Annotated in this window: 20 protein-coding genes and 1 tRNA gene; 6 read left to right on the top strand and 15 right to left on the bottom strand. The window is 70.5% G+C overall.

Annotated elements, in window-relative coordinates; genetic code table 11:
- Window positions 1-325: 325 nt before the first annotated feature.
- From AAC134_RS16015 to AAC134_RS15995, 5 genes are all read right to left on the bottom strand, one after another.
- Entirely contained in the window at window positions 326-2116 is a 1791-nt protein-coding gene (locus tag AAC134_RS16015; protein ID WP_339950120.1) for a DUF927 domain-containing protein, read from the bottom strand.
- Window positions 2113-3111, bottom strand: a complete 999-nt coding sequence (locus AAC134_RS16010) for a toprim domain-containing protein (RefSeq protein WP_339950119.1) — start codon at window positions 3109-3111, stop codon at window positions 2113-2115. Before AAC134_RS16010 ends, AAC134_RS16015 begins: the two co-directional genes overlap by 4 nt.
- Before the next feature lie 3 nt (window positions 3112-3114).
- Window positions 3115-3309 (bottom strand): helix-turn-helix domain-containing protein, encoded by a 195-nt coding sequence (locus AAC134_RS16005; RefSeq protein WP_339950118.1) that lies wholly within the window; start codon window positions 3307-3309, stop codon window positions 3115-3117.
- A gap of 113 nt (window positions 3310-3422) precedes the next feature.
- A complete protein-coding gene (locus AAC134_RS16000) occupies window positions 3423-3884 on the bottom strand; it encodes a hypothetical protein (RefSeq protein ID WP_339950117.1) in 462 nt (153 codons plus the stop codon).
- 173 nt (window positions 3885-4057) lie between these two features.
- Entirely contained in the window at window positions 4058-5335 is a 1278-nt protein-coding gene (locus AAC134_RS15995) for a tyrosine-type recombinase/integrase (RefSeq protein ID WP_339950116.1), read from the bottom strand.
- 133 nt (window positions 5336-5468) lie between these two features.
- Here AAC134_RS15995 and AAC134_RS15990 point away from each other — a divergent pair.
- Window positions 5469-5544: transfer RNA gene (locus tag AAC134_RS15990), tRNA-Ser, on the top strand.
- Window positions 5545-5976: 432 nt separating this feature from the next.
- Here the strand turns inward: AAC134_RS15990 and AAC134_RS15985 are convergent.
- From AAC134_RS15985 to AAC134_RS15940, 10 genes are all read right to left on the bottom strand, one after another.
- Window positions 5977-6966 carry a glycosyl transferase family protein gene (locus AAC134_RS15985; RefSeq protein WP_339950115.1) on the bottom strand — a complete coding sequence of 330 codons (990 nt, stop codon included), beginning with the start codon at window positions 6964-6966 and terminating at the stop codon, window positions 5977-5979.
- Entirely contained in the window at window positions 6963-9617 is a 2655-nt protein-coding gene (locus AAC134_RS15980; protein ID WP_339950114.1) for a molybdopterin-dependent oxidoreductase, read from the bottom strand. The genes AAC134_RS15985 and AAC134_RS15980 overlap by 4 nt, the downstream gene beginning before the upstream one ends.
- Window positions 9618-9740: 123 nt before the next feature.
- The gene (gene nirD / locus AAC134_RS15975; RefSeq protein WP_339950113.1) at window positions 9741-10085 is read right to left on the bottom strand and encodes a nitrite reductase small subunit NirD; all 345 of its coding nucleotides are present in this window, start codon (window positions 10083-10085) and stop codon (window positions 9741-9743) included.
- 12 nt (window positions 10086-10097) lie between these two features.
- Window positions 10098-12527: a nitrite reductase large subunit NirB gene (nirB, locus tag AAC134_RS15970; protein WP_339950112.1), complete on the bottom strand. Its 2430-nt coding sequence runs from the start codon at window positions 12525-12527 to the stop codon at window positions 10098-10100.
- A gap of 13 nt (window positions 12528-12540) precedes the next feature.
- Window positions 12541-13482 (bottom strand): GAF domain-containing protein, encoded by a 942-nt coding sequence (locus AAC134_RS15965; protein ID WP_339950111.1) that lies wholly within the window; start codon window positions 13480-13482, stop codon window positions 12541-12543.
- Window positions 13479-15182 carry a nitrate ABC transporter ATP-binding protein gene (locus AAC134_RS15960; protein ID WP_339950110.1) on the bottom strand — a complete coding sequence of 568 codons (1704 nt, stop codon included), beginning with the start codon at window positions 15180-15182 and terminating at the stop codon, window positions 13479-13481. The genes AAC134_RS15965 and AAC134_RS15960 overlap by 4 nt, the downstream gene beginning before the upstream one ends.
- A 10-nt stretch (window positions 15183-15192) precedes the next feature.
- Window positions 15193-16278, bottom strand: a complete 1086-nt coding sequence (locus tag AAC134_RS15955) for an ABC transporter permease (RefSeq protein WP_339950109.1) — start codon at window positions 16276-16278, stop codon at window positions 15193-15195.
- 131 nt (window positions 16279-16409) lie between these two features.
- Complete coding sequence (locus AAC134_RS15950; RefSeq protein WP_339950108.1) at window positions 16410-17786, bottom strand: CmpA/NrtA family ABC transporter substrate-binding protein; 1377 nt, start codon at window positions 17784-17786, stop codon at window positions 16410-16412.
- A gap of 337 nt (window positions 17787-18123) precedes the next feature.
- Window positions 18124-19302, bottom strand: a complete 1179-nt coding sequence (locus AAC134_RS15945; RefSeq protein ID WP_339950107.1) for a CmpA/NrtA family ABC transporter substrate-binding protein — start codon at window positions 19300-19302, stop codon at window positions 18124-18126.
- Window positions 19299-19883, bottom strand: coding sequence for an ANTAR domain-containing protein (locus tag AAC134_RS15940; protein ID WP_339950106.1), 585 nt, complete (start codon window positions 19881-19883; stop codon window positions 19299-19301). Before AAC134_RS15940 ends, AAC134_RS15945 begins: the two co-directional genes overlap by 4 nt.
- A 362-nt stretch (window positions 19884-20245) precedes the next feature.
- Between AAC134_RS15940 and urtA the strand changes: the two genes are divergently transcribed.
- The 5 genes from urtA (at window position 20246) to urtE (ending at window position 25960) form a co-directional block, all read left to right on the top strand.
- Window positions 20246-21532: an urea ABC transporter substrate-binding protein gene (urtA, locus tag AAC134_RS15935; protein WP_339950104.1), complete on the top strand. Its 1287-nt coding sequence runs from the start codon at window positions 20246-20248 to the stop codon at window positions 21530-21532.
- A gap of 120 nt (window positions 21533-21652) precedes the next feature.
- Window positions 21653-23251 (top strand): urea ABC transporter permease subunit UrtB, encoded by a 1599-nt coding sequence (gene urtB, locus AAC134_RS15930; protein WP_339950103.1) that lies wholly within the window; start codon window positions 21653-21655, stop codon window positions 23249-23251.
- Window positions 23248-24432 carry an urea ABC transporter permease subunit UrtC gene (urtC, locus tag AAC134_RS15925; RefSeq protein ID WP_339950102.1) on the top strand — a complete coding sequence of 395 codons (1185 nt, stop codon included), beginning with the start codon at window positions 23248-23250 and terminating at the stop codon, window positions 24430-24432. Before urtB ends, urtC begins: the two co-directional genes overlap by 4 nt.
- Window positions 24433-24437: 5 nt before the next feature.
- The gene (urtD, locus tag AAC134_RS15920) at window positions 24438-25250 is read left to right on the top strand and encodes an urea ABC transporter ATP-binding protein UrtD (RefSeq protein ID WP_339950101.1); all 813 of its coding nucleotides are present in this window, start codon (window positions 24438-24440) and stop codon (window positions 25248-25250) included.
- A 14-nt stretch (window positions 25251-25264) separates the two neighbouring features.
- Window positions 25265-25960, top strand: coding sequence for an urea ABC transporter ATP-binding subunit UrtE (gene urtE, locus AAC134_RS15915; RefSeq protein ID WP_339950100.1), 696 nt, complete (start codon window positions 25265-25267; stop codon window positions 25958-25960).
- Window positions 25961-26113: the final 153 nt, after the last annotated feature.

The following is a 26113-nucleotide window of genomic DNA, read 5'->3' as shown; positions in this document are numbered from 1 at the left end:
CGGATCGGGAGACCGTCGAGAGCGAAAGGCGGGCTCGGTTGCGGCGGGTTCGAAGACCGCGATCAGGCGGGGCCAATCGGTCCGGGTCGCCGCAGTCTTGGTCGGACAGGTCGGACAGGTCGGACAGGTCGGACCGCGCTGAGTTTCCTCGGCTTTTGCGGTCCGAACGGGTTTCGGCCCGGTCGGACGGGTCGGACCGGGATCGGCCTGGCAGCCGGCGAGGTCCAACCGGTCCGACCAGGATGCGCCCGGGTCGGACGGGAATATTGGCGGGGATTCAAGCCGGTCCGACGTGTCCGACGTGTCCGACCGGCTTCGCGCCCTCTCACTCATCCGCGCCCCCGAGAATGGCGGCCCGCACCGCGTAGGCCCGCGGTCTTCCGGCGACGGCGACCGGCATGCGCACGGCGAGGTTCCTTCCGTCTCCGGATTCGAGGAAGCCGGCCTCGGCGAGATGGCGCGCGGCGCGGGCGGGATCGGCTCCGGCATGGATCTCCCGCCAGGCGTCGGCGGAGATGTAGAACACGTCGCTCTTTCGCCAGCCGGCGCGATTGTAGACCGGGCGCAGCGGTTCGACGTCTTCGCCTTGCCAGTCGTGCAGGACTTCGAAGCGCGAGGTCCCGTGCGCGGCGAGGAACGCCCGAACCCGTCGCTGCGCCTCCCGGGCCTCTGCCGGCCCAGCGCCGCCGCGGCCGTCCAGCCAGAGGCCCAGCGCGTCCAGGGCCGCGTCGCGGGCCGCGCCCACCGGCCAGCCTGTCAGCGCCCATTCCGTCGCCAGCTCGCCCGCCGCCGCGATCAGGCCCAGACGGGCCGCTGCGCGGATGGATTGACCTTCCTCGCCAAGTCCGAACCGATCCGAGGCCAGCCGCACGAAGGCGTCCCGCGCCTGCCTCAAAGCCGCCAGAGCGTCGGCCCGCTCGGCAAGGAAACGCGCCACGAAGGCGGGGCCGGCGGTTCCGTGATGCGCAGCCGTCGCCTCGCGCACGCGGTCGGCGAAGGCGGCTCCGTCGGCGGCCCCGTGCAGATCGTCGAAGGTTCCGAAGCGCCGCTCGGTTGCGGCGAGGTCGAGTAGGCGAACCTCCTGCCCGGCCGCGGCCCTGCCGCCCGCCTCGGCCATCTTGTCGGCCAGCGAGATTTCTCCGGAAGACAGGAGCGCCACGCGCCAGCGCGCCGCTCGACGCGCCGCCCCCGTGCGGGAGGCCCGCGCCTTCCCGGTCCCGTTGGCGAGCATGTAGGCGGCGGCTCCGGCTTCCCGCCCCGACACTTCGCCGAGTTCGTCCAGGGCCAGCAGCGTAGCGTTGCAGGCCACGGCGACGCCTTCCAGGCCGTTCGAGGTCGCCCGCCAGCTCTGGACGAAGCGAGGCGAGCCCCAAACGCTCGCCGCCGCCCGCAGGGCCGTGCTCTTGCCCCGGCTGGACGCGCCGCGAAGGTGCAACCCGCCGCCATCCATCGCCAGCGGCTCCAGCAAGGGGCCGGAGAAGGCGAGCGAGACCGAGACGATCAACAGCGGGTTGCCGACGCAGACGGCCGCCACGGTCCCGCGCCAGCCCGCCAGGTCGCCCGAGGCCGTCATCGCCTCCGCCGCGCCGGGCGTGGTCTCGCTCTGATAAACCACTTCGCCTTCGCCGAGGACGCGGCCGTCGCCCAGCACGAAAGCCGCGCAGGCTTCGTCCGACCATCCGAGACGGTCCGCGGTGATCGCGCGGGCCTTGGGTCGCCATTGTGCCAGGAGATCGCCCAGCGCCGCTTTCGCGGCCGCGCCGCTGGCGAGTTGCAGGCCGCGGTCCATCAACTCGGCCCGCAGCTCCGTCCCGTCGCCCGCAAACAACCGCATGGGGGCGGCCCAGCGGTGGCGCAGGCCGTCAGGGTCGGTGACTTCGACCAGACGCCCCCAGCCCTTGCCGGAGCGGTCCCTCGGCAGCGCCAACACCCGGATCGGCGAGCACAGCCATTTCCACTCGGAGTCCCCATCCTTGCCGTCCACGCGGCGGTGAATGCCGTCCGGCGCCAGCCGAAAGCCGGAAGGCAGTCCGTCTGGCCTCTGGTGCGGCGGCGCTTCGCCGGGCGCGTGCTCATAGGCGGCGGCGAGGATGTCTTCGGCGGCTTCGGTCTTCATCGCCCCGCCTCCCGAACCGCCTTGTCGTTCCAATCCATGTCCTCGCCCGGCGGAGGCAAGATGCGCACGCGCCACCCGGCCCGGTGCGCGCGGTCGGCCAGCTTCTCCGCCGCGGCCCAGCCCACGAGGTCGGGATCGGGCGCGACGATCAACTCGCCCGCCGCAAGCGGGAGGCGCAGCCCGGCGAGCCCCGAAGCCGACAGCGCCGCCCAGACCCGCGGCCGGCGGCTTTCGAGAGCGTCCGCGAGGCTGAGCCCCGTTTCGATTCCTTCGGCCACGACAAGCGGCCCCGGACCGTCCGACAGCCTCGCGGCGGCCCCGGCGACAGGGCCGAGCATCGCCTTCGCCGGCTCGACCATCGCCTTGCATCCCGGCTCTGCGAGATAGGTGCGATGCACCGCGACGGGCTCGGCCTCGTCATCCAGCTCCACCGCCGCCACCAGGGCGGGCAGGCGGCGCGCGCTCTTGTGCCAGCAGGTCGGGGCGAAGCGCAGGGACGGCGGCAGAGGTCCGCGGATCGCGCGCTCCCGAAGGTATCGCTCCGCCAGCGTCCCGGCGACCGGCCCGGCCTCCGCCCAGGCGGCGCGGGCCTGCGCGATGCGCTTCGCCCGCTCGCGGGCTTCTGCGGCGGCGCGCCTCGCTTCCGACTGCGGGTCCGGCTCGACGGCAGGGCCAGCGGCGCGGATTAATCCCCGGTCCTTCAAGGCCGCCAGCACGTCGCGGAAGTCGCATCCCGCAAAGCAATGCACGAGCAAGCGCCCGTCGCGCCCGTCCGAGACGCTGAGAGAGGGCGCGCGGTCCAGATGCGCAGGACAGCGGCAGGAACCGTTCCGCCCCTGCCATTTCCCGCCCAGCGCCGCGGTGACGGCGCGCGCGTCGCCGGTGACAGCCGAAAGCGTTTGCGATATGTTCTCAGTCAGCCCCGCCGCTCGCGAAGGCAGTTCCGAGGCCCAGCCGCGCCCGCCAGCGCGCCGGGTTTGGATCTTCTTCTCCATGGCTCAGTCCACCTTCGAGGCGTCGAGCCAGGCTTCGAATTCCGCCCGGTCATACCGAACCATTCGGCGGGATATCTTCCGCATCGGCGGCCCGTCGCCGCGGTGCGCAGCGAGTTCAAGCCAGCGGCGGGTGATCCCGTATTCGGCTTGGATTTCGTCACGGCTGAGAAGACGCCGGCGATTCAGAGAAGCGGTCAAGTCTTGGCCTCCGACAGCGGCGACGCGGGATTGCGTGTCGCTGCCGTTGACAACCTGCGCTTTCGCGACCGCCTATTTCAGTCCCTCTGGGTCGTGGTCCAGAGGGGGGGAATTCAGCCCCGTCCACCGCGCTCTTGGTGTTTCATGAACGCTTCCAAGAATGGGCCGAAAGTTCTCCATGCCGCAGTGATTGCCTTCTTGGATGACTCGACCGCTTCGTTAGCAAGCTGATCCTCAGCCCACTCAATCGCGGCTTCCGTTGCTATCGGTCGACCACGGGCCGAATTGTACGCCAGGTGATCAAACACCATCGTCGCCAAGAAATACTGAAGCGTCAGATCATCGATCACACGTCGCGGGGAGCGGTTACTGCCTGGCCCGCCGAATCTAAATGCCTCGTCCAAGGTCTGCGCCTCAAAGGTCCTGTATCGATCCCATGCAGACGCGATGTCGTCCACATATGCGCGCGGAATAGCATAGAATTCTTCTGGATAGGTCAGGCCCATATCGAAATGACGGGCGACAATTTCGGAGAACGGGACGCCGCTGTCACGCGCCCTGATCTCGTGAAGCATCGCCAATCCCGCAATGCCGGCAGACACCTTCCCTTCGCCCACAAGCTTGTCGAAGATCAGTTCATTTACTGCGGATGCGACGCGCCGTCTCCGCCCCTTGTCTCTCAACCGACGTGATATATACGCGGCGCGCCCCGCCGATAGGTGCATCCGCTTCGGCTTCCGTCCCATTTTCAACGATCCCGATGCAACTCTTTCAAACTGGACGAGAGCGTATCCGGTGGAGCCATCGAAGCGGCGATCTTGTTGCTGATGACCGCGGCTGCGGCCTGCAAGGGATCGTCGGACAGGTGCGCATATCGCTGCGTCGTCTGCGCCTGCGTGTGCCCGAGAAGCGCCCCGATGATCGGCAGGGACGCGCCACCGGCCGCCCCGACGCTGGCATACGAATGGCGCAAATCATGGATGCGCACATCGTCCAGCCCTGCCGCCTCGCGCACCGCCAGCCAAGGGTCTTTCAGGTTGACTAAATGCGCCCCCGGCTTCGCCCCACGGATCACGTGCGGATTGTCGTCGGACCTAGCCAGGTCGGCTAGGACTGCGAGCGCGGGCGGCGACAGGACGATGGACTTGTCCCCGGTCTTCGAGTCCGGGAGATGCGCGCGTCTTCCCGCGAAGTCGATCCATGCCCACCGGAGCGTCAGGATTTCCGATTTGCGCGCCCCGGTCAGGACTAGCAGCCGGATCGCCGCGACCGCTTCCGCCGACACCGGGGCGCGGGTCGCCTTGTCCCGCACGCCTTCCCTTGCGGGCAAGTCGAGGAAGCCATCCCGCTCAGCGAGCCGCAGCGCCTCGCCCAGGCGGGCGAGTTCGGCGCTCGACAGGAACCGCTTGCGCTGCGTCTCGGCATACTTGCGCACATGCCGGCAGGGATTGGAGCCGTCGGGGCGCATGTCCCAGACTTCGGCAAGGTTGAACATCTTCGACAGCAGCGCGAGAGCCCGGTTCGCCTCATAGGGCGTATCGGCAAGCCGCTTGTGGAAGGCGGCGATTTCCGGTCGGGCGATCTCCGCCACCTTCGTGCGTCCAAAGGCGGGCCGCAGTCGCTTTTCGATCAGGCGAACGTCATTGGCGAGGCTGGACGCTTTCTTGTGCGGACGGGCGTGGTCTTCGAGATAACGGTCGAAAAGGTCGCCCATTCGCGGAGCCTCCCGCCTCGCCTTGCGCTCGGCGGCCGGGTCGCCGCCCTTGCGAACGTCGGCGAGCATTTCCTGAGCCATCCGGCGCGCGGTCTCGGCCTTGATAGCCGGAAAGTCGCCGATCTTCGGTTCGCGCTGCGCCGCCCCGCGCCCGCCGCCCAAGCGATAGGCGAGATACCAGGCTTTCTTGCCCGAGGGCAGGACATGAAGCCGGAAGCCGGGCAACTCCGTATCCGTCATGTGGTAGCGCCGCGCCTCGGGCTTCGCCGCCTCGGCCGTCCGCTGCGTCAGCTTCGCCTTGATGCCGGCCATCGCTCCGCCTCTCGTCCAACACCGGTCCAACACCGGTCCAACACGCGACGCGAAACCATGCGCCGCCATGCCGAACGAGATAGGCGTTCAAGTCTCTGATTTTAAGGGGTCATGTGTGAGGTCGCGATGCGGAGAGAAACCGGTCGAAACTGCCAAATCTGAGACTTTTAATCAGCGGGTCGCAGGTTCGAACCCTGCACGGCTCACCACAATCCCAAGGGGGTGCGAAGGGCGCGCCGCGGGCGCGCTTTTCTCGTTCGCCACCCGTCCAGCATGGGCGTCGAATTCGTCGCGTCGGAGTGGGGGTCGGCGATCGGGAGGTCCCGCTGTCGGCATCGGGCGCGGGGCGCGGGTCTGTCGCGCCGGACAGAAAGCCGATCAGCTTGCGAGCGCCGTCCCTCGAGGGGCCGGCTCCTCAGGCGGCGGGCCTGATCCCCGCCCTCCGTCAGACCTCGGCGACCGGCAGGCCATCCTCGCCCTGCCTCAGGACGAACGCCTGGTTCGCGCGTCCGAGACACTCGAGGGCTTCATCGTCTTCTGCTCCTGCCGGACAGGGGGGCAGGGCCGCGGAGAATCCTGGCCTCGAGCGATCCGGTTCTCGGGGATCCGATCAGTCGGCGGGGGCTCGGAAGGCGGGGGGCTCAGACGGCGCGGTCCCTGGGGCGGGCGGACCACAGGCGCGCGGCTTCGGCCTCGGCGGCGGGGAGGTCGGTGCAGGCGCCGGCCGCCAGAAGCGCGGCGGCGGCGGTGGCGACCACCACGGCTTCGGAGAACGGATCCTCCAGCGAGCCGTCCCACAGGGCGGGCAGGCGCGCGGGATCGGGCTCGGGGTCGGCCAGGCGCCGGGTCTCGTCGATGATCGGGGCGGCCTCGATCTCGATCCGCTCGCCGCCCACCACCCCCTCGAGCGTCACCGACTTCGAGGGGTTGCGCTCGAACTCTCCGCCGCCGCCCTTCAGGGCCAGCTGCCGGGGCTGCTCGCGCAGGATCGAGGCCGCGACCTGCAGCGGCCGATACGGCGGGTGGAACACCCCCTGCACCGAGCACGCCGCGCCCGAAGGGTTCATCACCCGCAGCGTCGTGTTCACCGCCGAGCGCAGCCCGAACACGTCGCGCAGCCGCAACAGGCGGTAGAGGTCGGGCGACATGACCTCGAGCGGCACGTAGGCGATGCCCTGCGCGTCGAGCGCCTGGCGCGCGGCCTCCGGGGTCTCGACCACCGGGATGCCGATGCCGGGCAGGGCGGCGCGCAGGTTGGCGGCCTCGCGCATGTGGGCGGCCGAGTTCCAGCCGTGCATCAGCACCGGCAGCCCCGCGCCCGCCACCAGCCTGGCGGCCAGCAGGAACAGCGGCAGGCCGCGGCTCTTGCCGGCCGCATAGCTGGGCCAGTCGATGGCCGGGCGCAGCGCGCGCCAGGCCTCCAGCCCCTCGGCCGCGCCGTCGCAGAAGCCGGCAATCTCCTCGGCGTTCTCGCCGCGGAAGCGCATCAGCATCAGCAGCGCGCCCACCGCCTCGGGCGCGGGCGTGCCGGCGAGCATCTGGCGCATGGCCTCGGCGGCCTCGGCGCGCTCGAGGTTGCGGGACCGGCCGGGGCCCCGGCCAAGGGTGCGGACTAGCTGGGAAAAGGTCATGCCGCCAAGGTGCGCGCGGTCCGGGTCTTGTCAAGCAGCGCCTGCAGCTCGGGCCGGCAGGAGCCGCAGTTGGTCCCCGCCCCCAGCGCCGCGCCGATGGCGGCCACGTCGGCAAGCTGTCGCCCCGCGATCGCCTCGGCGATCGTCTTCGCCCCGATCGAGAAGCACGAGCACACGATCGCGCCGGGGTCCGGGCGGTCGGCGCCGGGCCGCCCGGCGAGCAGGTCGGGGGGCGTCTCGTCGGCCGCCAGCATCGCGCAGAGGTGGGCGCGCGCGACCTCCACCGACTCGGGCGCGGCGAAGAGCGCGCCGGCGAGACGGCCCTGCGCGAACAGCGCCACGCGGGCGGCGCCGCGGGCGGGGTCGGCGACGACCATCGCCTCGCCTTCGCCCTCGTCCAGGCCGAACAGGCGGCGGGCGAAGGCGGTCCAGTCGGCGGGCGCGGCGGTCCCGGCAAGCTCGGCCCGCCAGCCGCCGGCGGCCTGCGCCAGCGCCCAGTAATCGGCGCCCGCGCAGCGGGGCCGCGCGGTCGAGATCGCGAAGGCGTGCCAGGCGGCCTCGAACTTCTCCACCCGCACGGCCGCGCCCTTCAGCTCGGGCTGGCCCGACACCGGGTCCACCTCGGCCCTGACCGCCGCGCAGACCCGGCCGGCCGAGGAGAGCTGCGCGCTCCAGTGCATCGGGGCGAAGACCGAGCCCTCGGGGGTGCGCGGGCTCACCAGCACCCGCAGCAGGGCGGCGCCCTCGGGGCTCTCGACCCGGGCGAGATCGGCAGGCGCCAGCCCCGCCCGGCGCGCGTCGGCGGGGTGGATCTCGAGGTAGGGCTCGGCGATGTGCTGGCTCAGGCGCGGGGATTTCCCGGTGCGGGTCAGCGTGTGCCAGTGGTCGCGCACCCGGCCGGTGTTGAAGCGCAGCGGGAAGCGCGCCGACAGGCGCGAGGCCGGCGCGCGCGGCGTCACCGGCACGAAGCGCGCCCGTCCCGAGGGCGTGTGGAAGGCGCCGTCGGCAAACAGCCGCGCCTGGTCTCCGGCCGCCGTCGCCGGCCAGTGGAAGGGGTCCAACGCGGCATAGTCCTCATCGCTGATCCCGACCTTGGCCGAGATGTCGAAGGCCCGCCCCAGCTCGCCCGCCAGCTTCGAGAGCGCGGCATGCTCGCGGAACACCTCGGCCTCGCTCGCGTAGGCGAAGGCCTCCGCGAAACCCATCCGCGCGGCGACCTCGCACACGATCCGCCAGTCCGCCCGCGCCTGCCCCGGCGGGGGCAGGAAGGCGCGCTGGCGGGTGATCCGACGCTCGGAGTTGGTGACCGTGCCGCTCTTCTCCCCCCAGGCGGCGGCGGGGAACAGCACGTCCGCCTCGGCCCCGGTGTCGGTCGAGGCGATGACCTCCGAGACCGCCACGAACGGAACCGCCCGGATCGCGGCGCGCACCGCGTCGGCCTCTGGCATCGAGACGACAGGGTTGGTCGACATGATCCACAGCGCCTTGATCTTCCCCGCGGCGCAGGCCGCGAACAGATCGACCGCCTTCAGTCCCGGCCGCTCGGCGATCGCGGGCGAGGCCCAGAACCCCTGCACCGCCGCGCGGTGCGCCGGATCCTCCAGATCCAGATGCGCGGCCAGCATGTTGGCGAGCCCCCCCACCTCGCGCCCGCCCATCGCATTGGGCTGGCCGGTGATCGAGAACGGCCCCATCCCCGGCCGCCCGATCCGCCCCGTCGCGAGGTGACAGTTGATGATCGCGTTGCCCTTGTCGGCGCCCGAGCTCGACTGGTTGATCCCCTGCGACCACAGCGTCACCACCTTGGCCGTGCCCGCCCACAGGGACAGGAACGCCTCGAGGTCGCCGGGCGCGAGGCCCGTCGCCTCGGCGGTGCGCGCCAGGTCCCAGGCGCGGGCCGAGCGCAGGGCCTCGGGCAGGCCCTCGGTGTGCGTGTCGACATAGGCGCGGTCGACGGCGCCCTGCGCCTCGATCCGCGCCAGCAGGGCGTTGAACAGCGCCGCGTCCGCCCCGGGCCGGACGGCCAGATGCAGGTCCGCGAGGTCCGTGGTCGCCGTGCGCCGCGGATCCACCGTGACCACGCGCAGCCCCGGCCGCGCCGCCTTCGCCGCGGCCAGCCGCTGGTAGAGCACCGGATGGCACCACGCGAGGTTGGAGCCCACCAGCACCACCAGGTCCGCCTGCTCGAGATCCTCGTAGCAGGCAGGCGCCGTGTCGGTCCCGAAGGCCCGCCGATGGGCCGCCACCGCCGAGGCCATGCACAGCCGCGAATTGGTGTCGATGTTGGCCGAGCCGATGTAGCCCTTCATCAGCTTGTTGGCGACGTAGTAGTCCTCGGTCAGCAGCTGGCCCGAGACGTAGAAGGCGACCGACTCCGGCCCGTGCTCGTCGACCGCCGCGCGGAACGTCGCGGCCGTCAGCGACAGCGCCGCCTCCCAGCTCGCCTCCTCGCCGCCGATCCGCGGGGTCAGCAGCCGGTCCTCGAGCGACAGCGTCTCCCCCAGCGCCGAGCCCTTCGAGCACAGGCGCCCGAAGTTGGCGGGATGGGCGGGGTCGCCCGCTATCGCCGCCCCGCCCGCGCCGTCGGGGGTCGCCAGCACGCCGCAGCCCACGCCGCAGTAGGGGCAGGCGGTCCGGATCGCGTCGCTCATCGTCCAGCTTCCTTCTCGCATCCCGCGCTGCGGGAGATCGGCGCCCGGCCCGACCGACACGGGCCGGGCGCCGCGGCCGGCGGGAAGAGGCCCCCCCGCGCGGCGCGCCTCAGACGCGGGCGCTCACTCGGCCGCCTGCGCCAGGCTGACCGCGCCGCGGTCGACCAGCACGCGCCCCGCCTCGAGGCGCACCGGCACGACGGGCACGGCCCCCTCGTCGGCCCCCTGCGCGAGGCCGGTGTCGAGCGCGATCACCCAGTTGTGCAGCGGGCAGGTGACGGCGCGGCCGTGCACGATCCCCTCGGTCAAAGGCCCGCCCTTGTGGGGGCAGCGGTCGACCAGCGCGAAGACCTCGTCGGCGCCGGTGCGGAACACGCCCACGCAGCCGATCGGGGTCCTGAGCTTGCGCGCCCCGCGAAGGGGAATGTCCTCCAGCGCGCCGATGTCCACCCATTCTGTCCGGGTCATGGTGCGGCCTCCTCAGGCGATCTCGGCGATGGGGGCGAACTCGTGGGCGTCCTTGCCCGCGCTTGCGCGCTCGGCCCAGGGGTCCTGCTGCATGAACCGCTGGGCGTGGAAGAACCGCGCCGCCAGCGCCCGGCGGCTCTCGGCGTCCTCGACCACCCGCTCCCTGACGTGGTCGAGGCCCACCACGTCGATCCACTTGTACATGCGGTGCAGGTACTGGGCTTCTTCGCGGTAGAGCTGGATGGCGGCCGCGCAGTGCTCGACCACGTCGGCGCCCTCGGTCAGCTTGCACAGCAGCTCGGTCGCCTTCACGTGCAGGCCCGCCGCGCCGCCGATGTGCAGCTCGAAGCCTGAGTCCACGCACACCACGCCCAGGTCCTTGCACGTCGCCTCGGCGCAGTTCCGCGGGCAGCCGGTGACCGCCATCTTGATCTTGTGAGGCGTCCACGCGCCCCAGAGCTTCTTTTCCAGCTCGATCCCCAGGCCGGTCGAATCCTGCGTCCCGAAGCGGCAATGGTCGGTCCCCACGCAGGTCTTCACCGTGCGCAGCCCCTTGGCGTAGGCCTGGCCCGAGACCAGCCCCGCCGCGTTCAGGTCCTTCCAGATCCGCGGCAGGTCGTCCTTCTTCACCCCCAGCAGGTCGATGCGCTGGCCGCCGGTGACCTTCACCGTGGGCACCTGGTACTTGTCGGCGGCGTCCGCGATCGCGCGCAGCTCGGCCGCGTTGGTGATCCCGCCCCACATCCGCGGCACCACGCTGAACGTGCCGTCCTTCTGGATGTTGGCGTGCACCCGCTCGTTGATGAAGCGCGAGCGGTAGTCGTCCTCATACTCCCCCGGCCAGTCGCACAGCAGGTAGTAGTTCAGCGCCGGCCGGCACGCGGCGCAGCCGCACGAGGTCTTCCACCCCAGCTCCTGCATCACCGCGGGGATCGACTTCAGCCGCTGGCTCCGGATCAGGCGGCGGACGTCCATGTGGGTCAGCTCGGTGCAGGGGCACATCGGCTTGACGGCGGGGGCCCTGAAGTCCTCGCCCAGCGTCAGCTGCATCACCTGCTCGACCAGCCCCGCGCAGGTCCCGCACGACGAGCTGGCCTTGGTCTGCGCCTTCACCTCGTCGAGGCTCGAGAGCCCCTTTTCCATGATCGCCCGGACGATCTGTCCCTTGCACACGCCGTTGCAGCCGCAGATCTCCGCATCATCCGGCAAGGCTGCAACGGCCGCCATAGGGTCGAGGGCGGACCCTCCCTGGTAGGCGGCGCCAAAGACCAGCGTGTCGCGCATCGCCGAGACGTCGGCGGCCTCCTTGATCAGGCCGAAATACCAGGCGCCGTCGGCGGTGTCGCCGTACATCACCGCGCCCACGATCCGGTCCTCCTTCAGAACCAGGCGCTTGTAGACGCCGCGGGCGGGGTCGCGGAACACGATCTCGTCCCGGTCCGGCCCGTCGGCGAAATCGCCGGCCGAGAACAGGTCCACCCCCGTCACCTTCAGCTTGGTCGACAGCGCCATCGGCTTGAACGCCGCCTCCTGCGCGAGCAGCGTGCGGGCCAGCACCTTGCCCTGATCGTAGAGCGGCGCGACGAGGCCGTAGCACACGCCGCCATGCTCGACGCACTCGCCCACCGCCAGCACGTCCGCGTCCGAGGTCAGCATCTGGTCGTCGACATGCACGCCGCGCCCGACCGCGAGCCCCGCCTCCCGGGCCAGCGCCGCGTCGGGGCGGATGCCCACGGCCATCACCACCACCTCGGCGGGGATCTGGGTCCCGTCCTCGAGGGCCACCGCCTCGACCCGCTCCCCGCCGAGGATCGCGCGGGTGTTGGCGTTGCAGCGCACCTCGATGCCGCGGGATTCCAGTTCCTTCTGCAGCAGGTAGGCCGCGGCGGGGTCGAGCTGACGCTCCATCAGATGGGGCGCAAGATGCACGACGGTGACCGCCATGCCCTGCATCCGCAGGCCGGCCGCGGCCTCGAGCCCCAGCAGACCGCCGCCGATCACCACCGCCCGCGCGCCGGGGGCGCCGGCGGCCGCGCGCATCGCCTCGACGTCGTCGAGGTCGCGGAAGCTCAGCACCCCGGGCAGGTCCTTGCCCGGCACCGGGATGACGAAGGGCTGCGAGCCGGTGGCCAGGATCAGCTTGTCATAGGGCGTCTCGCCGCCTGCGCTGACCACCACCTTGCGGGCGCGGTCGATGGCGGTCACCGGCTCGCCGAAGCGGCAGGTCACGCCATGGGCCGCGTACCAGTCGGCGTCGTGGGTGACGATCTCCTCAAAGGTCTTCTCCCCCGACAGCACGGGCGAGAGCATCAGGCGGTTGTAGTTGCCGCGCGGCTCGGCGCCGAACAGCGTCACCTGCCACGCGTCTGGGGCGAGGGCGAACAGCTCCTCGAGCGCCCGGCCAGAGGCCATGCCGGCCCCGATGACCACAAGTCTGGGCATTGCGGACCTCCTCTTACAGATACCAGGCGACGACGTGGCTGAGCCCGCCGTCGAGATGGATGGGCAGGGCGATCATCGAGGCGTAGCCGGCCGGCAGCCCCGCGGGCCCGCTCTGGATCACCGGCACGCCGGCGCCGAGCGCCCGGCCCACGGGCCCCTCCCAGGCGCTCAGGCGACGCTCGGGCTCGGCCTCGCCGGTCCACAGGGCGCCTTCGCGCGCGCAGATCCCGTCGATCAGCACCGCGCCCCCCGCGCGCCCCACGCGGGCGGCGCGGGCGTCCCAGATCTCGAACCGCCGCGCGATCGGCGTGCCGAGCGCCGACAGCAGGGTCAGCACGCGGACGTTCCCGTCGGGTCCCGGCACCGGCAGGCCCAGCCCCGTGGTCAGCCCCGCCTGGCCGGCGCTGTCGGCCCGCACGAAGCGGTAGCCCGAGCCCAGATCGCGCAGCAGGATCGGCGTGCGCGCCGCCCACACCGCCCCCGGCAGGCCCTGGCCCCTGGGGAAATGCGTGTGCTGGGACACCCATTCGAAATGCCGCGCGGCGCCGTAGTAGCCGTCGTCGAGCATCAGCAGCCCGTCGCGCTCGGCCCAGACCTCCAGCGCGCCGACGCGGGCCTCGTCGTCCCCGCACAGCACCACCAGCACCGCCTTCAGCGCCTTGCCCGCGAACACCGGCACGGCGACGGCGGCGGTGAGGCCCGCGGCGGCCGCCGCCTCGGTCCGCTTGAAATACGAGCCCTCGAAGGTCTTCAGCACCACCGGGCGCCCCTCGGCCCAGGCCTTGCCGGGCAGGCCCTCGCCCATCGCGAAGCTCTCGCGCCCCGAGATCGAGGCGAACGCGTCCAGCCCCCCGTAGTCGCCCTGCGCCAGCCTCAGGACGCCGTCCCCGGGGACCCAGACCTCCGAGACCTGAACGAAGGTCCGCACGGGCGTGTCGATCGCCGCGTCCATCATGCCGCTTCCTCCCGGGTCGCGCGTTTCGGCGTCGCCGGCGCGGCGGACCTGCCGTGCGCCCCGGTCTCGCAGTCCTCGAGGAAGGTCAGCACCTGCTCGCGGTAGAGGTAGTAATCGGGGTGCTCCAGCAGCGCCTTGCGCGAGCGCGGGCGCGGCAGGTCCACCTCCATGATCTTGCCGATGGTCGCCCGGGGGCCGTTGGTCATCATCACCACGCGGTCGGCCAGCAGGATCGCCTCGTCCACGTCATGGGTGACGCAGACGGCGGTCACCTGGGTGCGCGACCACACCTCCATCAGCACTTCCTGCAGCTCCCAGCGCGTGAGCGAGTCGAGCATCCCGAACGGCTCGTCCAGTAGCAGCAGCTTGGGGCTCAGCGCGAAGGCCCGCGCGATGCCCACCCGCTGGCGCATGCCGTTCGACATCTCGGCCGCGGCCTTGTCCATCGCCTCGCCCAGGCCCACCCGCTCGAGGTAATATTCCACCACATCCTGGCGCTCGGCCTGGGAGGCCCTGGGATAGACCCGGTCCACGCCCACCGCGACGTTCTGCCTGGCGGTCAGCCAGGGGAACAGGCTCGGGCTCTGGAACACCACCGCCCGCTCGGGGTCCGCGCCCTCGACATGGCGACCGTCGAGCACGATGGCCCCCTGGCTGATGTCGTTGAGCCCCGCGGTCATCGTCAGCACCGTGGACTTGCCGCAGCCCGAGTGGCCGATCAGGCTGACGAACTCCCCCTTCTTCAGGGTCAGCTCGAAATCCTCGACCACCGTCAGCGGCCCCTTTGGCGTGGGGTAGATCTTGTGGAGCTGCGAATACTGCAGATAGCGCTCGTCGGGCGTCGTCTCGGCCGCGGCCCTCGCGTAGGCCGGGGGCAGGGCGTGCAGGGGCGTCACCTTGGGCAGGATCCGGGTCTCCTCGGATTTCGCGTTCACGCCCACGTCCATCAAATGCTGGGTCACCCGCGCGCGCAGCGCCTTGAAGCCCGCGTCATGGTTCATCGCCGCGCGCTCCCGCGGACGGGGCAGGGCGACCTCGTACTGCGCGCCCAGCGTCCCGTCGGGGTTCAGGCACACGATCCGGTCGGCGAGGATGATCGCCTCGTCCACATCGTTGGTGATCAGCACCACGGTCTTCTTCTCGACCTGGCTGATCTGCTCGATCTCGTCGGCGAGATTGGCCCGCGTCAGCGCGTCCAGCGCCGAGAGCGGCTCGTCGAGCAGCAGCACCTGCGGCTGCATCGCCAGCGCGCGGGCGACCGCAACCCGCTGGCGCATCCCCCCCGACAGCTCCGCCGGCCGCCGGTCGAAGGCGTGCCCGAGGCCGACCATGCGCACGTATTTCTCGACCAGGTCCCGGCGCTGGGCGCGGCTCTTGCCCTTGTGGACCGCGTCCACCGCCAGGCTGACGTTGCCGCGCACCGTGAGCCAGGGCATCAGGCTGTAGGACTGGAACACCAGCCCCCGCTCGGGCCCCGGCCCGGTCACCGGACGGCCCGCGAACAGCACCTCGCCGCGGTCGGGCGCGGCGAGCCCCGCCATCAGGTTGATCAGCGTGGTCTTGCCGGTCCCCGAGAAGCCCAGGATCGCCAGGAACTCCCCGTCGCGCACCGAGAGGTTGATGGATTTCAGGACCTCGTCCCGGCTCAGGCCCTCGCCATAGCCCTTGGACACGCCCTTGAACTCGAGGATGGGGGTCATCTTCGCCTCCTCAGCGGTGGGTCGAGAAGGTGAACATCGACTGGATGGCGTACATCAGCCGGTCCAGCAGGAAGCCGATGATCCCGATGGTGAACACCGCCACCATGATCTTGGCGAGCGAGCTCGAGGATCCGTTCTGGAACTCGTCCCACACGAACTTCCCCAGGCCGGGGTTCTGGGCCAGCATCTCGGCCGCGATCAGCACCATCCAGCCCACGCCCAGGCTCAGCCGCAGCCCGGTGAAGATCAGCGGCAGGGCCGAGGGCAGGATCAGCTTGGTGACCTTGGTCCAGGTCGACAGCTTCAGCACCCGGCCCACGTTCACCAGATCCTTGTCGACCGAGGCCACCCCCAGCGAGGTGTTGATCAGCGTCGGCCACAGCGAGCACAGCGTCACCGTGATCGCCGAGTTCAGGAACGACTTCGAGAACAGCCCGTCGTTGGTCACGTAGACCGCCGAGACGATCATCGTCACGATCGGCAGCCAGGCCAGCGGCGAGACCGGCTTGAAGATCTGGATCAGCGGGTTGAGCCCGGCCGCGGCATAGGGCGAGAGCCCCATCACGATGCCCAGCGGCACGGCGATGGCCGTCCCGATCAGGAAGCCGAAGAACACCGTCTGGATCGAGGTCCAGATCTGGTCGTAATAGCTCGGCGCCCCGGTGTGGTCGCGCCACTTGATCCGGTCGGCGTGGCCCGCGGCCTCGAGCTTGGCGTTGCGCGCCTCCTGACGCTCATAGAACTCGGCCGCCGAGGCCGCCTTGCGGGCGGCGTCGGCATTCAGCTCCACCGCCTCGGTCCACACCTGCGCCGGCCCCGGCACCGCGCCGAGCGAGGTCTCGACCTGCGGCGCCAGCCACGCCCAGGCCAGCAGGAACAGGCCGATCGCGGCCAGCGGCACCCCCAGCAGGCGCCACAGCTCGCGGCTCTGCGCGCGGGGATCGTCGCCGGCCGCGATCCGGGCGAGCGGCGTCAGAAAGCCGAGGCCGAGGATGTTGAACCAGGCCGAGGCCTTGTTGATGCGGGTGAACAGGCGGGCCTTGCGCTCGGCGCGGGCGGCGTCGCGGTCGACCTCTGCGTCGGGGATCGCGGTCATCCTGAAGGGCCTTTCGAGATCAGGGGGCGCGTCGCGCCGGATGTCTGGGGGCGGGCGAGCCGACGGCTGTCGGCCTCCGGGCGCGGGGCAGGGCGGGACAGGGCGCGGGGGGGCGCCTCGACGCCCGGGGCTCAACCCTCGACGGCGTCGCCGACCACGGTCTGCTCGCCCTTCAGGCCGATCGGGAACTGCTCGAGGTAGGCGTTGGGCCGCCGGCCGTCGTAGGTCACGCCGTCGATGAACTCCGACTGCGGGGCCTTGTAGCCGTCGGTGGCGAAGTCGAAGTCGGCCTCGCTCGCCAGCCCGTCGTCGATCAGCGACTTCGCCGCCTCCAGGTAGATGTCGGGCCGGTAGACGTCCGCGGCGACGTCGGCGTACCAGTCGTCGGCCTTCGCCTCGGCGATCTGCCCCCAGCGGCGCATCTGGGTCAGGTACCAGACCGCGTCCGAATAATAGGGATAGGTCGCGTTGTGGCGGAAGAAGACGTTGAAGTCGGGGACCTCGCGCACGTCGCCCTTCTCATACTCGAAGGTGCCGGTCATCGAGGCGGCGATGACCTCCTCGTCGGCGCCCACGTATTCGGGCCGGCTGAGGATCTCGACCGCCTCGGCGCGGTTGGCGTTGTCGTTCTCGTCCAGCCACATGGCCGCGCGGATCAGCGCCTTGGTCACGGCGATGGCGGTCTGGGGGTTCTCTTCGGCGAAGCCCTCTGCGATGCCGAACACCTTCTCGGGGTTGTTCTTCCAGATCTCGTAGTCGGTGATCACCGGCACGCCGATGCCCTTGAACACGGCCGCCTGGTTCCACGGCTCGCCCACGCAGTAGCCGTAGATGGTGCCGGCCTCCATCGTGGCGGGCATCTGCGGGGGCGGGGTGACCGAGAGCAGCACCTCGGCCCCGATCTGCCCCGAGACGTTCTCGGGCGAGTAGAACCCCGGCTCGATCCCGCCGGCGGCGAGCCAGTAGCGCAGCTCGTAATTGTGGGTCGAGACGGGGAACACCATGCCCATGTTGAAGGGCTTGCCTTCCGAGCGGTATTTCTCGACCACGGGCTTGAGCGCCGAGGCCGGGATCGGATGCACCGGCTTGCCGTCCGCGCCCATGGCCACATGCCGCTTCATCTCGGCCCAGACCTCGTTCGACACGGTGACGCCGTTGCCGTTCAGGTCCATCGAGAAGGGGGTGATGATATGCGCCTTCGTGCCGAACCCGATGGTGGCGGCCAGCGGCTGGCCCGCGAGCATGTGCGCGCCGTCGAGCTGACCGTCGATCACCCCGTCGAGCAGCACCTTCCAGTTGGCCTGCGGCTCCAGCGTCACGAACAGGCCCTCGTCCTCGAAGAAGCCCTTCTCGTAGGCGATGGCCAGCGGCGCCATGTCGGTCAGCTTGATGAAGCCGAACTTCAGCTCGTCCTTCTCGACCAGGTGGAACTCGGCAAGCGCCGGCGCGGCGAGGGCGATGAGCGAGGCGGCGCCAAGCAGGGCGGCCGCGCCTTTGACGTGGGTCATAGGTCTGTCTCCAGTCCCGATCCCTGCGCGCCGTCGCCGGTCGGCAGGGGTGAAAAACGAAAAAAGGCCGCGCGATCGTGTCCTCGGAACCTTCGTTAAGGTCCGAGACGATCGAGCAGCCTTGCCCGCGTTACCCGTGCTTTGGGTGAATGGCGCGCCGAACTCCATTGCCCTGCGCTAAGTTCTGGATACCCCGAATCCGCCCCCCTGCGCAAGGCGGAAAACGCGCCGCCAAGCTGAAACCTCGTGCACCGAGGGGTGTTTGCCTGATTTATGGGCGATCAAGCCGCCCGTCTGCCTGCCTTCCGGCCTCATGGCCCGAACGCAGGCCGCGCCCTCAGGCCGCCTCGGTGGGATCGAACACGCGCCCGTCGAAGAACAGGTCCGGCCCCAGGATCATCCGCCCCGCGGCCGAGGCGACGGCGGTGGGCTGGTCGAGCGCGCCCTCCAGCTTCTCCGAGGCGCCGGGCAGGTCGGCGCCCGCGGGCCCCAGCTCGCGCCGGTAGAGGTCGGTGCGGAAGCAGGCCCGCGCGGCCCTGGCCGCCTCGGCCCGGTCGAGGCCGTTGCGCTCGGCCAGGCGGGTCGCCATCCACACCGCCTGGCTGCGCCAGGGGAAGGTGGCCGCGGCGTCGAAGAACTCCACGAACCGCGGCGCGCGCCGCTCCTCGCCGGTGGCCGCGATCACCAGGCGGCCGGCGAGCGACCGCTCGATGATCTCGGAGGGCACGTCGACATAGTCGGGCCGGGCCAGCAGCTCGCTCGCGGCCAGCCGGTGGGCGGGATCGGACAGCCACTTGCCCGCCCGCCAGACCGCGCGCATCAACTGCCCGACGCGGGCCGGCTGCTCGTCCGACCAGCCGCGCCGCACGGCGAGCACCTTCTCGGGCGCGAAACGCCAGATCGCGCAGCCGGGCAGGATCAGCTCGGCCACCCCGTTCTCGACCGCGACCGAGCCCCAGGGCTCGCCCACGCAGAAGGCGTCGATCTCGCCCGCGGCCATCGCCGCGGCCATCAGCGGCGGGGGCACGGTGCGCACGTCCAGCCCCTTGGGCGACTGCAGCCCCAGCGCGTCGAGCCAGTAATACGACAGCTCGGCATGCATCGAGAACGGGAACGGCACGCCCAGCCGCAGCCGGCCCTCGGCCGCCGCGATCAGACGGCGCCCCACGGCCTGCGCGTCCATGAAGTCGGGCCGCTCGCCCAGCGCGGCCATCCGGGCGGCCAGCGCCGTCGAGACGCCGATCACGTCGCCGTTGACCGAGATCATCGCCAGCGCGTCGAGCGGCGCGGGGATGCCGCCGAGACCAAGGCTCATCGCCACGGGCATCGGCGCCAGCATGTGGGCCGCGTCCAGCGCCCCCAGCGCCAGGCGGTCGCGCAGGCTCGACCAGCTCGGCGCCTTGCGCAGCTGAAGGTCCAGCCCCTCCTCCTCGGCAAAGCCGATCTCGCGGGCCACCACCAGCGGCGCGCAGTCGACCAGCGGGATGAACCCCACCTCGATCGGCTCGCGGGTCATTTCAGAAGCTCCGCCGCCGTGATCAGGGCCTGCGCCACATCCGCCACCTTCCGTCCCTGGTCCATCGCCGCGCGCCGGATCAGCGCGTAGGCCTCGTCCTCCGAGACGCCGCGGGCCTTCATCAGGATGCCCTTGGCCCGGTCGATGGTCTTGCGCTCGGCCAGCGCGGCCTTGGTGGCGGCGAGCTCCGAGCGAATGCGCGCGAACATCTGGAAGCGCGCCACGGCCGCGTCAATGATCGGCTTGATCCGCTGCTTGTGCATCCCGTCGACGATATAGGCGCTGACGCCCGCCTCGATCGCCGCGCGCGTCAGCGCCCCGTCCGAGCGGTCCACGAACATCGCCACCGGCCGCTCCATCGGCCCCGAGGCCAGCGCCAGCTCCTCGAGCACGTCGCGCGAGGGATTCTCGAGGTCGATCAGCACCACATCGGGATTGATCTCCGAGAGGCGGCGCGACAGGCCGGTCTCGTCCCCGATCACGATCACCTCATGGTCGCCGGCCTCGCGCAGGCCGTCGACGATCATCAGCGCGCGGTCGCGGTCGCGCTCCACCACGGCGATCTTCAGCGTCTTGGCCAAGGTCCGGCGTCCCCTTCGTTTCACGGGCGATGTTGCGTCGCAACACACGCCCGCGCAAGGGGCCGCGCGCGCCCCGCCGTATCGAAAAACGCGGCGCCGCAGCGTCCGGCGCCGATACGATGAGCGCCGATCCTGCCGGAAATATGAACAATGCCTAACCTTTCGGCAACCTCAGCTTATCCGTCGTCATCCGACTGTCATGTCCGGCCCGGCGCCTGCGCATCCTCCGGCCCGGTCTCCGCCCCATCCCTGTCGCGAAATCGCCATGAAGCGACGGGTCCGGCCCCAGTTGGCCCGCCGCTTGCAACGAGGGCCTCGGCGCCTACGCAACCCAACTCGAGGGAACCACAAGGGAGATGCCGATGATTTCCGCCCGCAAGACCGCGCTCGCCGCGGCCACGGCCCTGACCACCATGACCCTGGCCCTGTCGGCCCAGGCGCAGGAGACGATCAAGGTCGGCATCCTGCATTCGCTGTCGGGCACGATGGCGATCTCCGAGACGACGCTCAAAGACGTCATGCTCATGCTCATCGAAGAGCAGAACAAGAAGGGCGGCCTGCTGGGCAAGCAGCTCGAGGCCGTGGTCGTCGACCCCGCCTCCGACTGGCCGCTGTTCGCCGAGAAGGCGCGCGAGCTGATCTCGGGCAACGAGGTCGACGTGGTCTTCGGCTGCTGGACCTCGGTCAGCCGCAAGTCCGTGCTGCCGGTGTTCGAGGAGCTGAACTCGATCCTCTTCTACCCCGTCCAGTACGAGGGCGAAGAATCCCAGCGCAACGTCTTCTACACCGGCGCCGCGCCCAACCAGCAGGCGATCCCGGCCGTCGACTACCTGATGAAGGAAGAGGGCGTCGAGCGCTGGGTGCTGGCCGGCACCGACTACGTCTACCCGCGCACCACCAACAAGATCCTCGAGGCCTACCTGAAGGCCGCCGGCGTCGCCGACGAGGACATCATGATCAACTACACGCCCTTCGGCCACGCCGACTGGCAGACGATCGTGTCCGACATCAAGGCCTTCGGCTCGGCCGGCAAGAAGACCGCCGTGGTCTCGACCATCAACGGCGACGCCAACGTGCCCTTCTACAAGGAGCTCGGCAACCAGGGCGTGGCCGCCACCGACATCCCCGTCGTCGCCTTCTCGGTGGGCGAGGAGGAGCTGGCCGGTCTCGACACCGCCCCGCTCGAGGGTCACCTCGCCGCGTGGAACTACTTCCAGTCGGTCGACGCGGACGTCAACGCCGAGTTCATCGAGTCCTGGAAGGCCTTCGCCGGCGAAGACCGCGTGACCAACGATCCCATGGAGGCCCACTACATCGGCTTCAACATGTGGGTGAAGGCGGTCGAGGCCGCGGCCACCACCGACCCCGACGCGGTGATCGACAGCCTCGTGGGCGTGACCGTCCCCAACCTCTCGGGCGGCTACTCGGCGATGATGCCCAACCACCACATCACCAAGCCGGTGCTGATCGGCGAGATCATGGACGACGGCCAGTTCTCGATCGTCTACGAGACCCCGGGCCTGGTTCCCGGCGACGCCTGGTCGGACTTCCTGCCCGACTCCAAGGACCTGATCTCCGACTGGCGCAAGCCGATGGAGTGCGGGAACTTCAACACCGCCTCGGGCAAGTGCGGCGGCAAGGGCTCCTGAGCCCTTTCCTCTGACCCGATGAGCAGTGGGAGGGCGGGCCTCGGTCCGCCCTCTCCGCCCGCCCCCGGCGCCTCCCGCGCGCCGTCCCCCCGGGGCTGACCGAACACCAGGGCCGCACCCATGCCGCTGCTTCGCATTCTCGCGCTCGCCGTCACCCTCGCGCTCGGCGCGCTGGCGGCCGAGCGCGCCTCCGCCGACACGGCGCAGGTCTCCGCCGCCGTCCAGAAATTCGCGACCGCCGACGGCTTCGACGAGATCGAGGGCGTGATCGCCGAGCTGGGCGCGCTGGGCGATCCGCTGGCCGCCCCGGCGCTGCGGGCGCTGTCGGGCAACGACCTCAAGATCGCCCCCGACGGGCGGGTGGTGATCGACTCCGACCGCGGCATCCTCGATCCGGTGACGCTCGAGCCCGTCGAGGCGCCCGGCCGGCTCGAGCGGGTGCGCACCAAGAACTCGATCCGCCGGATGATCGACGAGACGATCTCGGCCCTGACCCTGCGCGCCGCCAACCCGGTGGTGCGGATGTCGGCCGCCGACACGATCTTCTCGGCCGCCGACCCCGAGCAGCTCGCCCCCGTGCAGGAGGCGCTGGCCGCCGAGCAGGACCCTGACGTCCGCCGGCGCCTGGCCCAGGCGGTCGCGGCGATCCAGCTCGCCTCCACCGACGATCCCGACACCATCCGCGAGGCGATCGAGGTGATCTCCCAGCGCGGCGACCAGGCCGCGCTCGGCGTGCTGCTAACCTATCGCAACCAGGCGCAGGGCGAGATGGCCGAGGCCGCCGACGAGGGCATCGAGGCGATCGAGACCAAGCTCGCCATGTGGCAGGCGGGGCAGAACATCTGGTACGGGATCAGCCTCGGCTCGGTCCTGTTCCTCGCCGCCATCGGGCTCGCCATCACCTTCGGCGTGATGGGCGTGATCAACATGGCCCACGGCGAGATGGTGATGCTGGGCGCCTACACCACCTTTGTGGTGCAGGAGACGATCCGCACCTCGATCCCCTGGCTGTTCGACTGGTCGCTGCTGATCGCGCTGCCGCTGGCCTTCCTGGTCGCGGGCTTCGTCGGCCTGATCATGGAGCGGGGCATCATCCGCCACCTCTACGGCCGGCCGCTCGAAACCCTTCTGGCCACCTGGGGCGTCTCCCTGATCCTCCAGCAGGCGGTGCGCACGATATTCGGGCCCAACAACCGCGAGGTCGGCAACCCCTCGTGGATGTCGGGCGCGTTCGAGCTGGGCGAGATGTCGATCACCTGGTCGCGCCTGTGGATCGTGGTCTTCGCGCTGTTCGTCTTCGTGGCGCTGCTGTTCGCGATCAACCGCTCCAGCCTCGGCCTGCAGATGCGCGCGGTCACCCAGAACCGGCGCATGGCCTCGGCGATGGGCATCCGCACGCCCTGGGTCGACGCGCTGACCTTCGCGCTCGGCTCGGGCATCGCGGGGATCGCGGGCGTCGCGCTCAGCCAGATCGACAACGTCAGCCCCAACCTCGGGCGCGGCTACATCATCGACAGCTTCATGGTGGTGGTGTTCGGCGGCGTCGGAAACCTGTGGGGCACGCTGGTGGGCGGCCTGACGCTGGGCATCGCCAACAAGTTCCTTGAACCCTATGCGGGCGCGGTGCTGGGCAAGATCCTGATCCTCGTCCTCATCATCCTCTTCATCCAGCGCCGGCCCCGAGGGCTGTTCGCGCTGAAGGGAAGGGCGGTCGAATGATCTTCGGACGTTTTCTCGCGGGCGGCCTGAAGTCCCCCGTGATCCTCATCGCGATGCTGGTGATCCTCGGGATCGGGGTGCTGGTGCCCGCGCTCAACCTCCTCGTGCCCAAGGGCTCGCCCTTCCACGTGGCCGACCACCTGGTGCCGCTTTACGGAAAGTACCTGTGCTACGGCATGGCCGCGCTCGCGCTCGACCTGGTGTGGGGCTACTGCGGGATCCTCTCGCTCGGCCACGGCGCCTTCTTTGCGCTCGGCGGCTACGCCATGGGCATGCACCTGATGCGCGAGATCGGCACGCGGGGCGTCTACGGCGACCCGGTGCTGCCCGACTTCATGGTGTTCCTCAACTGGAAGGAGCTGCCGTGGTTCTGGTTCGGCTTCGACAGCTTCCTGTTCTCGTGCCTGATGGTGATGCTGGTCCCGGGCCTTCTGGCCTTCGTCTTCGGCTGGTTCGCCTTCCGCTCGCGGGTCACCGGCGTCTACCTCTCGATCATCACCCAGGCGATGACCTACGCCCTGCTGCTCGCCTTCTTCCGAAACGACATGGGCTTTGGCGGCAACAACGGCCTGACCGACTTCAAGGACGTGCTGGGCTATGACCTGCAGTCGGGGCAGGTCCGCTCGGCCCTGTTCTTCCTCACCGCCTTCTTCCTGGCGCTGAACCTGATGATCGCCGCCGCGATCACGGGGTCGAAGTACGGCAAGATCCTGCGCGCCGTGCGCGACGCCGAGGCCCGCACCCGCTTCCTCGGCTACCGCCCCGAGAACATCAAGCTGTTCTGTTGGGTGGTCTCGGCGGTGATGGCCGGCATCGCGGGCGCCCTCTACGTCCCCCAGGTGGGCATCATCAACCCCGGCGAGTTCGCGCCCGCCAACTCGATCGAGATGGTGGTCTGGACCGCCGTCGGCGGCCGCGGCACCCTGATCGGCCCCATCGGCGGCGCGGTGCTGGTCAACGCGGCCAAGTCCTGGTTCACCGGCGTGATGCCCGAATACTGGCTGTTCGCGCTCGGCGCCCTCTTCATCCTGACCACCCTGTTCCTGCCCGAGGGCGTCGCCGGCCTGATCCGCAAGGCGCTCGGCCGCCGCTCCCGGGCGCCCAAGGGCAAGGACGAGGAAACCGAGCCGCCCGTCGCCGACGCCCCCACCGGCGCCGCCCCGACCCGCGCGGGAGAGTGACCCAGATGACCGAGATCCCCGTTCGCCTCCCCGCGGCCGTCAAGCCGAGCCCCAAGCACGCGCCCGTGCCCTCGGCCCGCAAGGACACGCTCCTCTACCTCGACGGCGTGTCGCGCAGCTTCGACGGCTTCAAGGCGATCAACGAGCTGAGCTTCGTGCTGATGAAGGGCGAGATGCGCGCCATCATCGGCCCCAACGGGGCCGGCAAGACCACGATGATGGACATCATCACCGGCAAGACCCGCCCCGACAAGGGCGACGTCTACTTCATGGGCGACGTCGACCTCACCAAGCACGATGAACCCACCATCGCCCAGATGGGCATCGGCCGGAAGTTCCAGAAACCCACGGTGTTCGAGACGCAGACGGTCGCCGACAACCTGCTCTTGTCGCTGAAGGGCGACCGCCGCGGCGTCCCGGCGCTGTTCTACCGCGACAACCGCGCCGACCGGGCGCTGATCGAAGGGATCCTCGACAAGATCCGCCTCTCCCACCGCCGCGACGAGCTCGCCGCCTACCTCTCGCACGGCCAGAAGCAGTGGCTCGAGATCGGCATGCTGCTCGCCCAGGACCCCAAGCTCCTGCTGGTCGACGAACCCGTCGCCGGCATGACCGACGCCGAGACCGAGGAAACCGCCCGCCTCCTGCGCGAGATCGCGGTCGACCACTCGGTGGTGGTGGTCGAGCACGACATGGGCTTCGTGCGCGACCTCGGGGTGAAGGTCACCTGCCTGCACGAGGGGCACGTCCTGTCCGAGGGCTCGCTCGACCATGTCTCCGCCGACCCGCAGGTCGTCGAAGTCTACCTGGGTCGCTGAGGGGACCGCCGAGAATGCTGACCGTCGAGAACGCCACCCTGCACTACGGCGCCGCCCAGGCCCTGCGCGGCGTGAACCTGAAGGTCGAGCAGGGCAAGATCACCTGCCTGCTCGGCCGCAACGGCGTGGGCAAGACCTCGCTGATCCGCTCGATCGTGGGGCAGCACCCGCTCTCGGGCGGGACCATCACGCTCGAGGGGACGCCGCTGGGCCGCCGCTCCTCCCACGACCGGGCCCGCGCGGGCATCGGGCTGGTGCCCCAGGGGCGCGAGATCTTCCCGCTGCTGAGCGTGCGCGAGAACCTCCAGACCGGCTACGCGGGCCTGCCCTCGAAGGACCGCTCGATCCCCGACTACATGTTCGAGCTGTTCCCCGTGCTCAAGACCATGCTCAACCGTCGCGGCGGGGACCTCTCGGGCGGCCAGCAGCAGCAGCTCGCCATCGGCCGGGCGCTGGTGATGCGCCCCAAGCTGATCGCCTTCGACGAGCCGACCGAGGGCATCCAGCCCTCGATCATCAAGGACATCGGCCGGGCCATCCAGTTCCTGCGCGACGAGCACGGGCTGACCATCCTGCTCATCGAGCAATACCTCGATTTCTGCCGGGAGCTCGCCGACCACATCTACATCATGGACCGCGGCGAGATCGTCCACTCCGGCCCCGCCGAGAGCCTCGACGACCCCGAGGTCCGCAGACACCTGACGGTCTGACCGTCAGGCCCCGCCGAGGGGGCCTCCCGAGGGGATGTCGGGGGACGCGCCCGGCGCGGCCCCGGACGGGAGGCGAGGACGGCGCGCCCTGCGGCAGGGGCGCGCCGTTCGCATGTCCGGCAAGACGTCCGCGCCGGGCGCCGCGGCCCGGGG

Origin of the sequence: uncultured Albimonas sp., from assembly GCF_963977235.1 — a bacterium.
Lineage (GTDB): Bacteria > Pseudomonadota > Alphaproteobacteria > Rhodobacterales > Rhodobacteraceae > Albimonas.
The sequence above is the reverse complement of the archived record's forward strand: the minus strand, read 5'-3'. Positions and strand labels throughout refer to the sequence as shown.

What these genes read in the sequence shown, in the direction of transcription:
- AAC134_RS16015 (WP_339950120.1), bottom strand. Translation starts at nt 2,116, where the DNA reads ATGAAGACCGAAGCCGCCGAAGACATCCTCGCCGCCGCCTATGAGCAC.
- AAC134_RS16010 (WP_339950119.1), bottom strand. Translation starts at nt 3,111, where the DNA reads ATGGAGAAGAAGATCCAAACCCGGCGCGCTGGCGGGCGCGGCTGGGCC.
- AAC134_RS16000 (WP_339950117.1), bottom strand. Translation starts at nt 3,884, where the DNA reads ATGCTTCACGAGATCAGGGCGCGTGACAGCGGCGTCCCGTTCTCCGAA.
- AAC134_RS15995 (WP_339950116.1), bottom strand. Translation starts at nt 5,335, where the DNA reads ATGGCCGGCATCAAGGCGAAGCTGACGCAGCGGACGGCCGAGGCGGCG.
- AAC134_RS15985 (WP_339950115.1), bottom strand. Translation starts at nt 6,966, where the DNA reads ATGACCTTTTCCCAGCTAGTCCGCACCCTTGGCCGGGGCCCCGGCCGG.
- AAC134_RS15980 (WP_339950114.1), bottom strand. Translation starts at nt 9,617, where the DNA reads ATGAGCGACGCGATCCGGACCGCCTGCCCCTACTGCGGCGTGGGCTGC.
- nirD (WP_339950113.1), bottom strand. Translation starts at nt 10,085, where the DNA reads ATGACCCGGACAGAATGGGTGGACATCGGCGCGCTGGAGGACATTCCC.
- nirB (WP_339950112.1), bottom strand. Translation starts at nt 12,527, where the DNA reads ATGCCCAGACTTGTGGTCATCGGGGCCGGCATGGCCTCTGGCCGGGCG.
- AAC134_RS15965 (WP_339950111.1), bottom strand. Translation starts at nt 13,482, where the DNA reads ATGATGGACGCGGCGATCGACACGCCCGTGCGGACCTTCGTTCAGGTC.
- AAC134_RS15960 (WP_339950110.1), bottom strand. Translation starts at nt 15,182, where the DNA reads ATGACCCCCATCCTCGAGTTCAAGGGCGTGTCCAAGGGCTATGGCGAG.
- AAC134_RS15955 (WP_339950109.1), bottom strand. Translation starts at nt 16,278, where the DNA reads ATGACCGCGATCCCCGACGCAGAGGTCGACCGCGACGCCGCCCGCGCC.
- AAC134_RS15950 (WP_339950108.1), bottom strand. Translation starts at nt 17,786, where the DNA reads ATGACCCACGTCAAAGGCGCGGCCGCCCTGCTTGGCGCCGCCTCGCTC.
- AAC134_RS15945 (WP_339950107.1), bottom strand. Translation starts at nt 19,302, where the DNA reads ATGACCCGCGAGCCGATCGAGGTGGGGTTCATCCCGCTGGTCGACTGC.
- urtA (WP_339950104.1), top strand. Translation starts at nt 20,246, where the DNA reads ATGATTTCCGCCCGCAAGACCGCGCTCGCCGCGGCCACGGCCCTGACC.
- urtB (WP_339950103.1), top strand. Translation starts at nt 21,653, where the DNA reads ATGCCGCTGCTTCGCATTCTCGCGCTCGCCGTCACCCTCGCGCTCGGC.
- urtC (WP_339950102.1), top strand. Translation starts at nt 23,248, where the DNA reads ATGATCTTCGGACGTTTTCTCGCGGGCGGCCTGAAGTCCCCCGTGATC.
- urtD (WP_339950101.1), top strand. Translation starts at nt 24,438, where the DNA reads ATGACCGAGATCCCCGTTCGCCTCCCCGCGGCCGTCAAGCCGAGCCCC.
- urtE (WP_339950100.1), top strand. Translation starts at nt 25,265, where the DNA reads ATGCTGACCGTCGAGAACGCCACCCTGCACTACGGCGCCGCCCAGGCC.